Below are 14,939 nucleotides of genomic sequence, written 5' to 3'. Positions count from 1 at the left end.
CATTAAACATTCGATAAGCCATGTTCTGTACCTTTGTACTGCAAACGGTGATGAACCTCGTACTCCGGTGGCAATCATCTATCTACAAGGGATCTCTCCCTTGTCCTTCTCAACAGTTCAATTCCCGTTTAAGAAGATGCCCCTACCATATTTTGGGTTTCTCGCTCGTGGGGTTTACCTCGTTCCACTCCATTCGTTTCCAAATGGACTCCGTCACTGTGGCACTTTCAAAGGCATCACACCATATCAAATGACGTAGGTGCTTACCTTGCCGTTAGTCCAGTCAAAACCAGACTACCCTAGCTTATTGATTGGCTAGGCACGATCACTACGGACATCGCAGCCCGTGCGAGCATGGACTTTCCTCTACACGTCAAGCGTGCAGCGATTACCTGAATGTTTAACGTTGTCTTAAGCGACAAAAATAAGTATACCTTGAAAAAAGGTAAGTTTCAACAGGAAAATTATTTCAATTTTTTCGAATGGCCTGCCTTGCCAAAGAATCGGCATTTTTATTTTGGTTGCTTGGCACCCATTTCATAAAAAACAATTCGAATTCGTCAATTCGAGAGATAGCTTTTTCTAAATACGGTTGAAATCGTTTGTTTTTTACGTAGCGTTTTTCAAGTGCATCATCAATTAACTTTGAATCAGTCCGAAACGAGGCAATCTTGATTCCACGATCAATGCATAAATCAAGCGCAATTATAAGAGCCTCATATTCCGCCTCATGATTGGACATTTGTCCAAGTGGGACGGAATGATTTTCAACCTGACCGTTTTTGTAGTTAATGAATATACCCGCTCCAGAAGGACCAGGGTCTCCGGCACTTGCGCCATCAATATAAACGTCGATCATTCATTAATCTCCTACTCGTACAATTTACTGCCAAAAACTTTCTTCTCTAAATTAGATAATCGTTGAAGAATATCATAATTTGTGCTGCCAACGTTTTGAGTTGGTGCTTGACGCTGAGACCTATCAGATAACTTCTTTACTTCCCGTTTAAGATGTGCATTTTCTTGCTCTAGTAGCTCAACTTTTCGTTGAAACAGTTCGTAATCTTGTATAATAGCGTCTAAAAACTTATCGACTTCATCTGGGTTATAGCCTCTCATGCTTGTTTTAAAATCTTTTTCAAGAATTTCTTTCGCCGTAAAGCGAATGTTTTGTTGGTTCATTTCCCTCACCTCTACCCACGTGTATGAACAGCTTTACTCTCTATTTTTCCAAAAGTTTGCCTTCTTGTCAATTTAAATTACGATTCCCACTCTGTACTAAAATTGTCGAATTGTTCTTCTTGAACTAATAAGTCGAGATCTGTGGGTGTAATAAATAATACAGGAAAAGACTCACTTGCTTGTCGCTTTTTAGCCACTTCTAAATAGAATGTTGGAGACCCGGGCTTGTCTTCATCATAAAGCAATAGCAAGCCATCTGCTTTTGCGATAATAAATTCGTTTTTTTGCCTTAATTGCATTGGATTGTCATAAGGTCTTTTCGTAATACTATCAACAAAATCGGCTTGACTAACGATGTCTTGGTAATATGATTTTGTTGCATCTTGCCAACGTTCTTCTTGATTAAGAAATGGTGTTAAGATAGCCAATTGCAACTGTGGGTATTCATCTTTCAATGTAAAAACGACTTCAGCTGCCCATAATTCAACTCCTAGCTGACCGCTAATAATCACCCACTCTAACCCTTCATCAATCAATGAACGCAAGCGATGTTCTAGTGCTTTCTTTATGTAATGGATTCCTTTATGCTTTTGATCAAAAATTCCTAGTTCATGCCCTTTGTATCCTGAAACGGCAATGGTTTTCATTTTATCGCCTCTTCCTGATAGAAAGAGCGAACTGATATCAGTTCGCTCTTTTTTCATCATTACTAACGTCTGCCGAAGCCAAATCCTGGGCCTGCTTGAGGACCGAAGCCTGGTCCTGCTTGCGGGCCAAATCCTGGGCCTGCACCTGGACCAAATCCTGGGCCGAAGCCTGGAGCAGTTGGCTGTGCGAATTGCTGGTGAAAGATTTGTTGACTCTGAGATGTTGTATGCGGGAAGCTCGCAACATGTTTATAAACGTGATTTGTATTATAGTGAGTGTGTGATGGATATACATGTGGCACGATATACTCACACGTCTTATCAACAACTTGATGTTGAGTAGGTGCTACTTGTGCAGGCATCACCTGAGTTGTTGTTGGAAGCTTACAAACTTTAGGTCTAGGTTTGCAAAACATAAGTTAATTCCTCCTTTTTTATTTGAGTCAATATTAACCTATGTTACAAAAGTATTTGTTGTACTAGTTGTTTGACCTAATTAACCGCCTAATCCCTTTAAAACCAATGGTTTGGGTCTCTGTCTATAAGAGAAAGAGAGCCGAATCACGAATTTCACTCATAATAAACAAAGTTAAGCCAATCATTACAAAAAATAATACTAAAATAGCACGATACATTTTGTTCACTCATTTCCTTAAAAAGAATTACCGAAACATATTGTAATCGTTTCTGAACGTCTTGACAATTACTTTTTTTACATTACATATACTTACAAAAACGATGTTGAAATTTGTTTAAAAACCACTAATAATGCGCTTCCCCAGGAAATGAGCGCTGCATGTCACTAACTGATTTTTTTCTCCAATCTTTTTATTCTAACATGAAGATCGTTAAGCATTTTTTCTTGCTTCACTTTCTGATGATTTACTAAATATTCTTCATCTGCAAGAGCTAATTTAGAATAGTATATTGCTTTTTCATAATCTTTTATTTGATGTTCATGTATTTTAGAACATTCAACTGCAGCTAAATACGTGTACTTTTTTGTCCCCACCAGAGAAGAAAAGCTTTCTAGTGCCTTCTCCCAATTCTTTTCTTTTTTTAAACACGTAGCATAAGCAAACATGCTCGCTTCAGCTACACTTGATCCTACTCCCTTTAATAATTCGTATTGAGCCATAGAAATCTCTTTCTCCCCTATCGCCTCATACCATCTCGCTACTTCGTATTTTTCTTTATTATTTAAAGAAAATGAATCCCACTTTAGAATCATCGATGATAAATGGCTATAAAGCGTCATTAATGAAAGGACATCCCACTCATGATGTTGGAAGATTCCTTTTACGTATTCCGGGGTTGGATCTTGCAAAAAATCAAAATACAACATAGGCGCCATATAACTAGGCGTATCTTCTATTCTTTCAAATCCCAATATTTCTTTTTCGACAACTGCTAATTTACAAGAAGGAAGAAGGTCTTTCCACATTCGTCTAGATGCGTGAAGCAAATCAAAATGTCCAAATTTCGGAAGTTTCGGAACTTGATCACGAACAAACGTGTGACGAGTCTTTACTTGTGGCCAATCGAATGCTTTTCCGTTGTATGTTACAAGATTCCCTAAAGTTCCTACGTCTGATAAAAAATGGTGATAAAGAGCTACTTCTGATTCCGGCCCGGGCAAAAAGTATTGTTTTACTCCAACATAATCTTCTTTAAAGTAAGCGTACCCTAGCATAAATATTGTATTCCCAACACCGCTGCTTAGACCTGTTGTTTCTGTATCAAAAAAAAGTAATTCTTCAACCTCTCGATCTTTCGCTGACAACGGGTGTGAAAAAGTATGTTCCTGCCACCTTTTCACTACTTCTTTCGTCATAGAAAAGTCATATTTCCCATGTTGGTGATCTAATGGATAATGTTGTTCCCTTATCATCGTATATTGATCCTCAAACCAAGTTGGAGTGGTTTGAAAAAGCCGCCAATCATTTTCAAAAGGGATGAGCTTCTTCTCCTCGGTTTTACACGTTGGTGGTCGTTGTATGAATGTTTCTTCTTTTTTCTTTTCGATTCCCATGTGCTGCTTCATACGCTGCAACTTATTTTTCATGCCTGCCACCCTCCCCTATTTCACTCTTAGTAGTCGTATAAATCGTTTTACTAGAGCCTTTATATTGCCTTCAGCTGCACCAACACAAGCGGGGCACCCATGTTCACAACAACAATTTGAAATTAGATGATCAACTTGTCCTAAAATCGTCGGCAGATTTTGATATACCTCTTTCGCTAAACCAATTCCACCTGGGTATCGATCATAAACGAAAATCGTTGGCATTTCAGAGTGTTCTGCTTTCATTTGTGGAACGACATGAAGATCGTGACGATCACACATGACAAAGACAGGTGCGACTTGTTGAATCAATTGTGCTAAGCCTGTTAGTGCTTGGTCAAAAGGACCTTCTCCAAATCGCTTAGTTATATCGGAAGAAAAGCTGATCCACATCGCGTTTGTATGAAGCTCTTCTTCTGGTAAATGAATGGGCCCTGAACCAATATTTTCAAAGGTTGATAGACGAATCTTCTTAAAAATCGTTGCTTTTGCATTTACCATGACATCTCCGTAACTTACAGTAACCTCTTTGTCAGTTTGAATGAGATCTTCTTCTAATACTTTTAGTTGAACAGCTAAGTTAGCATCCGTAAAATATTCCACGTCTACTTCACGGACAAAAGCCTTTTTCTCATCCCAGTCTAAATATTCCACTTGGTACTGCGTTCCTTGGTGTAAATAGATCGCTTCATCATGCAACAATGTCATTGCACTAAATCGATCCATTTCACCAATAACTGAAGGCTTAGACACATCACTTTGATCGATAATTACAACGTTTTCCTGCGATGCAGAACGTAAGCTAATGCCATGAGCAGGAAACGCATCATTCATCCAATACCACTTATCTGCTCGTTCATGCAGGACGTTCTCTTCAGTTAGAAATTCAAGGATATCCTCAATTTCCACACCATCAAACGTCTCACCCCTTTTAAAGGGGAGTTCATAAGCAGCACATTTTAGATGATCAACAAGTATAACGAGATTATCTGGGTTGATTCGAGCTGATTCTGGACTTTTATCAAAAAAGTATTCAGGATGTTGGACTATATATTGGTCCATTGGCGTTGAGCCAGCAACCATAATGATCACGGACTCATTTTGTCTGCGCCCAGCCCTTCCTGCTTGCTGCCATGCACTTGCAACTGAACCAGGGTATCCTGTCATAATACAAACTTGCAGTTGACCAATATCAACCCCTAATTCCAGTGCATTTGTACTTACGACACCAACGATCTCACCCTGCCGAAGTCCACGTTCAATTTCCCTTCGTTGTTTCGGTAAATACCCACCACGATATCCACGAATGGTATCGGGTCCGATATGCTTTTTCGTCAATGCTTGCAAGTGGCTTAAAATAATCTCCACACGGACCCTGCTTCTAGCAAATACGATTGTTTGAATGTTATTTTCTAGAAATCGTTTAGCAAGGTCATTGACTTCAACCGTTGCACTTTTGCGGATATTTAGCGCTTGATTCACAATTGGCGGATTGTAAAAAAGAAAATGTTTTTTCCCTCTTGGAGCACCATTTTGATCAACTAACCGCATCGGACTTCTCGTCAATTCTTCGGCTAGTTCTTTCGGGTTGGCAATGGTTGCTGATGTACAAATAAAGATTGGATTGCTTCCATAATAATTAGCGATTCGCTTTAACCTGCGGATGACGTTAGCAACATGGCTTCCAAACACACCACGATACGTATGAAGCTCATCAATCACGATGTACTTTAAGTTTTCAAAGAAAGCGACCCACTTCGTGTGATGTGGCAGGATGGCAGAATGAAGCATATCTGGGTTTGTAATCACGACATGGCCAGCTTTTCTAACTGCCTGACGGATATTTGGCGCCGTATCTCCATCATAGGTAAAACACTTCAAGTCAATGCCCATTTCATCTATGATTTCATTGAGTTCACTCTTTTGATCTTGGGCTAGCGCCTTTGTCGGAAACAAGTAAAGAGCTCGACTTTCCTCATTCTCAATAATTTCTTGCAACACAGGTAAGTTATAACATAGCGTCTTTCCAGATGCTGTTGGTGTAACAGCAACAACATTTTCCTTTTTCCTAGTGTATTGAAAAGCCTCGGCCTGATGCGAATAAAGCGAGCCAATCCCCCGTTTTCTAAGTGCCTGTTGGATTTTTATGTCCAAGCTACTAGGGAAATCAATCGATTTCGCTTCAACTTCTTCCATTTCATGCCAATGAACAATTCGTTCTTTCCAATCATCATTCGTACGAAAATCATCTAATATATGTTGTAAGCTTTTTTTAAACATTACACACCTCAAATTCCTATACTAAAAATAAGTTACAGTCCTTCTTCTATATAAATAGTCTGTCGTCAAACATCACTAAATCTAGTTTACTTTTTTATTTTAGCGAATGTTTGTTTGTTTTTCTAGCATGAACGCTATGAATCTCATGAAAAAACACGATTAAATCGTTTGTAAATGTTTGGTAGTCGTTACAACGAAATGGATTACGATTGACATCTATTCGCCTTCCTTTTACCATTGTACGAAACATGGTTTAGCTAAACTAGAAATCTACAGTTTACAATTTTGTAATAAAGGGTATAGATTACTTGGGGTATGAGTAAACCTTAAGTACGTAATATATCTTTCTCTAAAGCTTAATAGTTAGTCAAATTTGAAACTTATTGAAGCACTCGTAAAGAAGAAAAATAGATAGAAAGATGTTGATTCGTTATGGGGAAAAAACATATAAATGAAATTTCTTTCTTGCGTAGTATTGCTTGTTTAAGCATTGTGCTGCTTCATTCGATTGCTTGGGGAATGGAATATGTTGGTTTTTTATTAAATCTGCCTGAATACAGTGAAATGATTCTTGATTCCATTAATGTTTTCTTGTATTATGGAACACCTACTTTTATTTTTATTACTGCTTTCATATTAGGATATAGTTATAAGGAGAAAGCGAGCATACCAAAGGGCTTTCTCACTAAACGATTAAAATTCATTCTAATCCCATACGTCTTTATGGCTTTTCTATACGCGGCCCCCTATAGCCTACTCTCGTTAGAGCAATACACGGTAAAAGTACTTTTAAACATTTTTATTGGAGATTTCCATGCTTATTTTGTACTAATCATTTTCCAGTTTTATATATTGTTTGTTTTATGCAAAAAGTGGTTAGATCACGCACATCCAAGCAAAGTCATTTTTTATTCGTTATTGATTAATGGAGCGTATTTATTTATTTTTAATTTTACAAAGCCACTCGACTTTGTTTTTAGTGACTATGTGTGGGACCGATTTTATTGGATCCCCTTCCCTGGCTGGATTTTTTATTTTTCAATCGCTTATTATATTGGGCAAAACTATGAAACATTCATCCGGTATATTCAGAAATACAAAGCCATTGTCATAGCTGCCCCTTTTGTTACCGGGATTGCCCTCCTCTATTTTTATCATAGCGGGTTGATTACGATCCATAGTTCTAAGAGAATTGATATTTTATTTCATACATTAAGTGTCATTGCATTTGTTATCTATGTTGCAATGAAAATGAAAAGAATCCCTTCTTTATTTATGATCATCAATAAGTATTCGTATGGGATCTATTTGCTGCATACAAGTTATATTTCAATACTAATTGTTTTCTTCACATTATTGTCGGTGAATTTTGGGATATTTACGATTCTCATCCTCTTTGTAGGAAGTACATTATTCTCAATTATGACGATTTATTATTTAAATCGGTATAATTTTGGAAAGTATATCGTTGGAAAGGTGGATATACCGAAACAGGTAAAAAAAGTTACTTCAGAAGCTGTTTTTGCCAGCAATAAGCAACATTCAAATTCTTAGACATATCAACAAACATACTTAAGTTAGGGTGCATCATTATGATTGGACGAAAAAGGAAACTCATGCTGCTTGCAGGAATGGTTCCTATTTTAGCTTTCAGCCTTATTAGTTGCAAACATTCAACCACTCAAGGGGATTCAACTTGGGAATACCACACTCATCCAGAAGAAGCAGGTTGGTCTAAAAAGAAATTAAATGAAGCAAAAAAATTTTATAATTCACTTGGCTCAACTGCTGTCATGGTCATTTATGATGGAAAGGTTCTCGTCGAATGGGGAGATGTCACCAAAAAAAGCAATGTTCATTCGGTAAGGAAAAGCTTTTTAAGTGCCCTCTACGGCATTCATATTGAAAACGGGATCATTCATCTAGATGATACATTAGAGGAACTAGCTGTCTCAGACCATGACCCCTTATCCGTTTTAGAACAAAAAGCAAAAGTCGAAGACCTCCTCACCTCTCGTTCTGGTATTTTTTTAAGGGCTGGCGAGGAGTCGTTAATGATGAGATGGAATCGTCCAGAACGTGAAGCCTATATACCTGGAACGTACTTTCATTATAATAACTGGGATTTCAATGTTTTAGGAACGATCTTTAATGAAAAAACGAACACAGATCTCTTCAGCGAATTTCATGAAAGAATTGCCCTTCCTCTTGGTATGGAAGACTATACACCGGAAGATTCTTTCTATAAGTATGAGCTTAACCGTACGATCCATCCATCTTACTTATTCCGAATGTCCGCAAGAGATATGGCTAGATTCGGGCAATTGTATCTTCAAAATGGTCAATGGGCTGGAAAACAGTTGATTCCAAAAGAGTGGATCAAAACAAGTACATCTAAGCATACAGCTGTACCAGCTTCTAAAGAATATGGATATGGGTATATGTGGTGGGTAGCGGATAATGGTCGATTTCAAGATTTAGGTTTGTACTCAGCAATTGGCCGTTACGGTCAATCAATAGATATTGTTCCAAAAGAAAACCTTGTTTTGGTGCATCGAGTAGATTCGGATCATCTTTTAAATCGCACGTTTAATCATGTGAATGATCGAGATCGGTTACGTTTATTAGAGATGATTCTCGATGCCAAATTATAGATAATAAAGAAAAACAGGCTCCATTGAGGAAGCACTAAGGTTGATAATACCTTCTTGCCTTACCTTGAGCCTGTTTTTACTTCTTTTTTTTAACGAGTTATGAACATTTGTGTCCAATAGTGTCCATTCTCTTGGTACCCGACACCAATATGTGTATATGAACCATTTAAAATATTTGCTCGGTGTCCTTCACTATTCATCCATGCTTGTACGACTTCTTCTGCTGAACGTTGACCTTGGGCAATATTTTCTGCTGCAGCTTGATAAGAAATATCGTGGTCCCTGATCATATCAAAAGGAGATCCATATGTTGGACTAGTATGTGAAAAATAGTTATTTTCTTGCATATCATTCGACTTTACTCTCGCAACATTGCTAAGTGGTGCGTCTGCCTGCAAATCTGGTAACCCATTATTTCTTCTTTCCACATTTGTTAGTTCAATAACCCTTTGCTCAATCTCACTAATTCCCTCAGTTGTTTCTGCTTGAGGTGTCTCTTCTTGTTGAGCTGGTGCTTCTGGCTGTTGCTCTACAGGCGCTTCAGGTTGTTGCTGTGCAGGTTGCTCTGGTTGAACAACTTCAGGTTCAGGAGCCGGTCCGCCCCCTTGCCCTGGTGGCATCCCTCCACGTAAACGTTCAGCAATATCCTCAGGAGAAAGTCTTGTTGCTCCTTCTGGTAAAAGCCGAGCAATATCTTCTGGCGTTAATTGATTAGCACCTTCAGGCAAATGCTGCATTACGTCACCCGGTAGCAATCTTGCAATTTCGTCTCTAGACATTTGAACAGAGTGTTGTACTTCAAAGTCATATTTTGCATGTTGGACTTGGATTGGTTTTGTGTGAGGGTATTGTTCACTTGATGCTGTTGTAAAATCACTTGAAATTTGCCCTTCTCCAACCCCTACTCCTTCCATTGCATTTTGATCTTCTTGACAACCGACAATAAGTAGTAGAAATGCACTCATTAAAGCAACAAAGATAATTGTTCTTTTCATTTTTTTTGCTCCCTTGTTTTGTATTTTTATTGTTCATTATTGTTCATCATAGTTGTTCAATATATAGACTATTTTCATTGGTAAATTTATGAAATATTGAACTGAATTTATTGTCTAACATAAGTTGGCAAGAAACTCGACGCATAACTCTGCACGAAAAAACTGATCATAACTAATGTTTGATACACAGATTCAAACAATTTTGAAGGGGGAAGCAAAATGCAAATGTTTGGTCGTAAACGTAAAAGAAACGGAAATGGTTTAATGATGTCTGTTGTAGGCTTAGGAGTTGGAGCAGCTGCCTATACGATGATGCGAAACAGAAATAATGGCGGGGGCAACATGAACATGATGGAACCCCTCAAAGATATGTTAGGCCAAGGTCAAAACCAAAACCAACGTTAAGTGAAAGAGGATAAGTCAAAACGACTTATCCTCTTTTCTTTTATGCAACAAAAAAGCATCAGTCTCATTACAGCCTGATGCTCTTTATGTTACGTTATGCTATTTTTAGTGTCTTACCGAAAGGCACCTTAGGAACAAAATCATTCGGAACTAACCACATAACGTCATATTCTACCTTTAAATCTTCATAAAAATAACCCGTTACATCTGTAATATAAAATAAAATGTCGATATTTTCAGTTTCTCCCCATTCCAGAACTTCCGTATATGAAGATTTTCCGTGTTTATAATACGTCACTTTTGCTTTATCAATTGAAGAGACATCTCTTATTTTAAAATCGGACTGAACGAGTTGTGTTTCCGGGTTTAATTGTGCAAATAAAGAAATGATGTTATCAATTAATTCTGTATTGACTTCGTTTGTTGATGTATCAACCGCTAACGCTATTTTTTTTCCTTGATGACGTTGAAGTGTTGTTAGTAGTGCTTTTTGCCATTTCACAAAGCATCGCCCCTCAATAATCATTTTCGTGCAATGATTATTTTGTTTACCTAAAGCAAAAGATATTCTTGTCAAAAGAGGATATATATCTTAAAGAGGATCCAATGTTAATAACAACTTAGTCATAAAATCAATAAGGCAAATCGTAAACAATGTGGTTGATTTTTTTGTTTCTAAAGTGGAGGTTATTATGAATAAAGCTGTTTTTCTAGACCGCGATGGGGTTATAAATGAAGTGTTAAGTAAAAGGGTTAAATTCGTGAACAACCCTAGTCAATTTTACTTATTAGAAGGCGTTGGTGAAGCAATACGTCTGTTTAATGAGGCATGTATTCCAACATTCGTTGTTACAAATCAAGGTGGTGTGGGACTTGGATTTATGAAAGAAGCATCTTTAATAAAGGTTCACAAAAGAATGGTAGAAGAACTAGCAAAATACGGAGCTCATATTGATGATATTATGTATTGTCCTCATAAACCTAAAGCTGGTTGTGCATGTCGAAAACCAGAAGCACAAATGCTTTTGGATTTAGCTTCCACTCATAATATAAATTTATCATCTAGCATTATGGTGGGAGATCGCGAACCTGACATCGAGGCAGGTAAAAAAGCCGGCTGTAAAACTGTATTTATTGGTGACGAAACAGATAATTCTGCACAGGCAAACATTGTGTTCCCTCACTTATTAGCAGCAGCTCCCTGGATTTTAGAGGAATTAACATAAAGCCTTGAGAAAAGGAGTGCACTGAAAAAGGTACGGCTATCACCTTTTTCAGTGCCTTCGAGAGGAGCAGGTTTGTGCTCTTAAGGCTAGCTAAACTAATTGTATTCCAAGCTTTAGTGACCGCTCCGTTCACTAATGTTTCCTATTAATCCCAATTATTGTCCCAATTGTTATTATTCCAATTGTCGTTATTCCAGTTGTTATTATCCCACGGATTCATTTGTGTTGTTTGACCGGCTTGCCAGTCAGCACTATCCGGTGTAAATGGTTCATCATGCCCAGGGAATCCTGGTCCAGCTTCTCCCCATTGACCAGCTGGTACTTGAGGCATTCCCGCACCTGGAAACCCTGCGCCTGGCATTTGCCCTGCTCCCCATTGGTCAACTGGTGCGTGAGGCATTCCTCCTCCCGGAAATCCTGGTCCCGGCATTTGTCCCGCTCCCACTGGCGCGTGAGGCATTCCTCCTCCCGGAAATCCTGGCCCCGGCATTTGCCCTGCTCCCACTGGTGCGTGAGGCATTCCTCCTCCCGGAAATCCTGGCCCCGGCATTTGGTGGCCTGCTCCCACTGGTGCGTGAGGCATTCCTCCTCCCGGAAATCCTGGCCCCGGCATTTGGTGGCCTGCTCCCACTGGTGCGTGAGGCATTCCTCCTCCCGGAAATCCTGGCCCCGGCATTTGGTGGCCTGCTCCCACTGGTGCGTGTTGTATACCAGCCCCTGGAAAGTCCATAGGGGTAGTTCCGCATTTACCGCACTTACATCCTTTAGCAGCTTGCTTTGGCTTTTGGATTTCCCACCCTGGACAAGTTGATTGGCTTACTGGTTGTTGCCAGTGGTTATGTGAATAATGATTCATTTACAATCGCTCCCTTCGATACATAGTTACAATATCTATGCTATGCATACACCTATGGAGCGTTCAAAATTATTTTATAAAACAAAAAATGACCCAGCACGATCTATCATTCATGCTGGATCATTATTATTCATTATAGTCCGATTGCAAATAATGCAATTGCTAACACGACACCTAAAAGAGGAACAACAACCGTTAAAGCTCCAAATGCTGGATACGCATCTTTGTGTGTTTCTCCTGCAATGGCGCGTATTGTCGTTACAGCATATCCCCCATGTGGAAGGGAATCAAGTGCACCCGATGCAAGTGCTGCTGTTCTGTGCATCGCATCAGCATTCACTCCCATTTCTAAATAATGTGGAGCGAGAAGTGGCAAGGCAATTGCTTGTCCACCTGAAGAAGATCCCGTTACCCCTGCAATTAAACAAATAGCAACTGCACTTCCAATTAATGGGGCACCAGGTAGGTTCGTCATAAATGCTACCGCATCAGCAAATGCTTGCGTTTCTCTTGCTACTCCACCAAAGCCTACAACAGCTGCTGTGTTTCCAATAGCAATAAGAGCCCCTGTTGTTCCTTCTTGAATAGCGTTAGAGAAATTCTTGAAGTATTTATAATTTAGTACATATGTTGCAATCACCCCTGATAACAATGCAATAATCAGTGCTGACTTTTCTAAGAAGCCATGCGTAAAGAAGGTGACAACTAACACAACAATTAGTGGAATTAAACTAATATATGGATTTGGTAGATCCTCACGACTATCTTCTGGATCATTGTCTCTTGCTTCAAATCTTTCTCCATTGTTTACCGCTTTCTTAATCATCTGCTTTAACCACCAATAACCAAAAATGATCATAAAAACAGCAACAATTAAACTAACTTCCCAAGCGGCATATGGCGTAGTACCTAAAAATTCAATCGGAATCCAGTTTTGAATTTCAGGTGAACCCGCAGAAGTCATCGTGAAGGTGACGGAGCCAAACCCTAACGCAGCAGGGATAAACCGTCTTGGTAAATCAGCTTTCTTAAATAAGCTGACAGCCATCGGGTATACTGCAAAAGCTACAACAAATAAGCTAACTCCACCATACGTAAGAACCGCACACGCAATCACAATAGCAAGTGCCGCTTGTTTCATTCCTATTTTCCCAACGATCCAGCGAGCAACACTGTCTGCTGCGCCACTATCTTCCATTAACTTCCCGAATATCGCACCAACTAAAAACATTAAAAACCATGATGCCACAAATCCAGAAAATGTGTTCATATAACTCGTTAAAAAGTCAGCAGCTCCCGCTTCTGCCAATTGTGGAAAAATTGGTAAGCCACTAAAGATTGCACAAAGTAAAGCTGCAAAAGGAGCAGCAACTAATAAATTCATTCCCCTAACCGTCAAAATAATTAGTAGAGCCAGTCCACCAATTAGTCCAATAAAACTTAGCATTTTTCTCTCTCCTTTAACCTGCTAAGCTCTGAAACTAGCAGTTCATCTTACACAACCAATAAAGCGCTTTCCTTTTTATATGCTAGTTTTTATCTATAGAAAGAGGTGGGCAGAAGTAGAAGTTTTCCTTTCATCTCTTGCCCACAAATTTACAATCGATCTTTAACAGAATCTCTAATGATTAGTTCTCCTGGTAAAGCATGTATAGATGCTTTTTTCTCTTCCTCATTCATCTCATTCATTAATAATTCAACCGTCGAATTAACCATGGCATCAACAGGTTGTTTCCATGTAGTTAACGAATAGGAAGGCCAACTAGCCATACTAATATCATCAAATCCGATAACGGAAAGATCATTTGGCACTCGTAATCCTAATGACTTAGCCGCATCCATCGCTCCAAGTGCTGTAATATCATTTCCGCAGAAAATGCTATCAATTGGTTTGTTTGATTGTAGCAGTGTTTTTGCTGCCGCATATCCACTTTCGTAAGAATAGTTACCTATCTCAACGGCTACATCAAAAAAACCATGTTTCGCTAATGATTCTTCAAATCCTTTTTTCCGGTCCATTGTTGTTGATGTTTCTAATGGACCAGAAATAAAGGCAAAATGCTTATGTCCCGTTCTAACTAAATAATTAGCAATTTCCTGACCTGCAAAATAATTATCACAAAACACAGCACTATAATTAGAATTTTCTATATAACGGTTAAACAGAATCACAGCAATATCATTTTTCAGAAAACGCTTGACAGCAGATGAAGAAAGCAAAGCGTCGGTAATAATAACCCCATCGACGTGATATTCAATCAAATGACTGATTTCATCTTCTTCAACTAGATTGTGCTCTGAATTCATAAAAATTAAGTGATAACCTTTTTCCGCTAATTTTGTATAAAATTTCTCAAGCACTTCAGGATAGAATGGATTTTGGATGTTCCTCATCACGATCCCAATCATTTTTGTTTTATTAGTGATCAAACCTCTTGCGATAGCATTCGGTTGATAACCTAACCTCTCTGCTGCAGCAAGAATTTGGTTGCGTTTTTTTTCTGACACATTAGCACCTGAACCAAAAACTCTTGAAACCGTCGATTGCGAAACACCCGCTAATTTAGCAACATCCATTGAAGTAACTTTCTTTTTGGTCATATTTATTCCCCCTTGTGTCAGGGAAATT

At 38.7% G+C, this 14,939-nt stretch carries 15 protein-coding genes and 1 other RNA gene; 4 read left to right on the top strand and 12 right to left on the bottom strand.

Features of this window, described 5'->3' with window-relative positions:
- Positions 1–9: 9 nt before the first annotated feature.
- The 7 genes from rnpB to MF646_RS02665 all read right to left on the bottom strand — a co-directional run bounded on the left by rnpB (position 10) and on the right by MF646_RS02665 (position 6,174).
- An RNA gene (gene rnpB, locus MF646_RS02695) (RNase P RNA component class B) lies at positions 10–400 on the bottom strand.
- A gap of 69 nt (positions 401–469) precedes the next feature.
- A complete protein-coding gene (locus MF646_RS02690; RefSeq protein ID WP_250094951.1) occupies positions 470–859 on the bottom strand; it encodes a reverse transcriptase-like protein in 390 nt (129 codons plus the stop codon).
- 11 nt (positions 860–870) lie between these two features.
- The gene (gene gpsB / locus MF646_RS02685; protein WP_250094950.1) at positions 871–1,182 is read right to left on the bottom strand and encodes a cell division regulator GpsB; all 312 of its coding nucleotides are present in this window, start codon (positions 1,180–1,182) and stop codon (positions 871–873) included.
- A gap of 77 nt (positions 1,183–1,259) precedes the next feature.
- Positions 1,260–1,829, bottom strand: a complete 570-nt coding sequence (locus MF646_RS02680) for an SLOG family protein (RefSeq protein ID WP_250094949.1) — start codon at positions 1,827–1,829, stop codon at positions 1,260–1,262.
- 62 nt (positions 1,830–1,891) lie between these two features.
- Positions 1,892–2,245: a CotD family spore coat protein gene (locus MF646_RS02675; protein WP_250094948.1), complete on the bottom strand. Its 354-nt coding sequence runs from the start codon at positions 2,243–2,245 to the stop codon at positions 1,892–1,894.
- A gap of 386 nt (positions 2,246–2,631) precedes the next feature.
- Positions 2,632–3,894, bottom strand: a complete 1,263-nt coding sequence (locus tag MF646_RS02670) for a ribonuclease H-like domain-containing protein (protein ID WP_250094947.1) — start codon at positions 3,892–3,894, stop codon at positions 2,632–2,634.
- Positions 3,895–3,909: 15 nt separating this feature from the next.
- Positions 3,910–6,174, bottom strand: a complete 2,265-nt coding sequence (locus MF646_RS02665; RefSeq protein WP_250094946.1) for a DEAD/DEAH box helicase — start codon at positions 6,172–6,174, stop codon at positions 3,910–3,912.
- A gap of 432 nt (positions 6,175–6,606) precedes the next feature.
- Here MF646_RS02665 and MF646_RS02660 point away from each other — a divergent pair, with 432 nt between their 5' ends.
- Complete coding sequence (locus MF646_RS02660; RefSeq protein WP_250094945.1) at positions 6,607–7,728, top strand: acyltransferase family protein; 1,122 nt, start codon at positions 6,607–6,609, stop codon at positions 7,726–7,728.
- A 38-nt stretch (positions 7,729–7,766) separates the two neighbouring features.
- Positions 7,767–8,828 carry a serine hydrolase domain-containing protein gene (locus MF646_RS02655; RefSeq protein WP_250094944.1) on the top strand — a complete coding sequence of 354 codons (1,062 nt, stop codon included), beginning with the start codon at positions 7,767–7,769 and terminating at the stop codon, positions 8,826–8,828.
- Between the two features lie 89 nt (positions 8,829–8,917).
- On the opposite strand, the gene MF646_RS02650 is transcribed toward MF646_RS02655, so the two are convergent.
- A complete protein-coding gene (locus MF646_RS02650) occupies positions 8,918–9,823 on the bottom strand; it encodes a CAP domain-containing protein (protein ID WP_250094943.1) in 906 nt (301 codons plus the stop codon).
- A gap of 219 nt (positions 9,824–10,042) precedes the next feature.
- Here MF646_RS02650 and MF646_RS02645 point away from each other — a divergent pair, with 219 nt between their 5' ends.
- Entirely contained in the window at positions 10,043–10,228 is a 186-nt protein-coding gene (locus tag MF646_RS02645) for a DUF3918 family protein (protein WP_250094942.1), read from the top strand.
- 94 nt (positions 10,229–10,322) lie between these two features.
- Here the strand turns inward: MF646_RS02645 and MF646_RS02640 are convergent, their stop codons facing one another.
- Positions 10,323–10,730, bottom strand: coding sequence for a VWA-like domain-containing protein (locus tag MF646_RS02640; RefSeq protein WP_250094941.1), 408 nt, complete (start codon positions 10,728–10,730; stop codon positions 10,323–10,325).
- A 190-nt stretch (positions 10,731–10,920) separates the two neighbouring features.
- On the opposite strand from MF646_RS02640, the gene MF646_RS02635 reads away from it, so the two are divergent.
- Complete coding sequence (locus MF646_RS02635; protein ID WP_250094940.1) at positions 10,921–11,454, top strand: D-glycero-alpha-D-manno-heptose-1,7-bisphosphate 7-phosphatase; 534 nt, start codon at positions 10,921–10,923, stop codon at positions 11,452–11,454.
- A 145-nt stretch (positions 11,455–11,599) separates the two neighbouring features.
- Here MF646_RS02635 and MF646_RS02630 read toward each other — a convergent pair whose 3' ends face one another.
- The 3 genes from MF646_RS02630 to MF646_RS02620 all read right to left on the bottom strand — a co-directional run bounded on the left by MF646_RS02630 (position 11,600) and on the right by MF646_RS02620 (position 14,911).
- Complete coding sequence (locus MF646_RS02630; protein ID WP_250094939.1) at positions 11,600–12,310, bottom strand: hypothetical protein; 711 nt, start codon at positions 12,308–12,310, stop codon at positions 11,600–11,602.
- 133 nt (positions 12,311–12,443) lie between these two features.
- Entirely contained in the window at positions 12,444–13,757 is a 1,314-nt protein-coding gene (locus MF646_RS02625; RefSeq protein ID WP_250094938.1) for a GntP family permease, read from the bottom strand.
- Between the two features lie 149 nt (positions 13,758–13,906).
- Positions 13,907–14,911, bottom strand: coding sequence for a LacI family DNA-binding transcriptional regulator (locus tag MF646_RS02620; protein ID WP_250094937.1), 1,005 nt, complete (start codon positions 14,909–14,911; stop codon positions 13,907–13,909).
- Positions 14,912–14,939: the final 28 nt, after the last annotated feature.

The organism is Halalkalibacter alkaliphilus (genome assembly GCF_023555415.1).
In the GTDB taxonomy this organism is placed as follows: Bacteria; Bacillota; Bacilli; order Bacillales; family Bacillaceae_D; genus Halalkalibacter; species Halalkalibacter alkaliphilus.
This window is presented reverse-complemented; position numbering and strand designations above follow the sequence as displayed.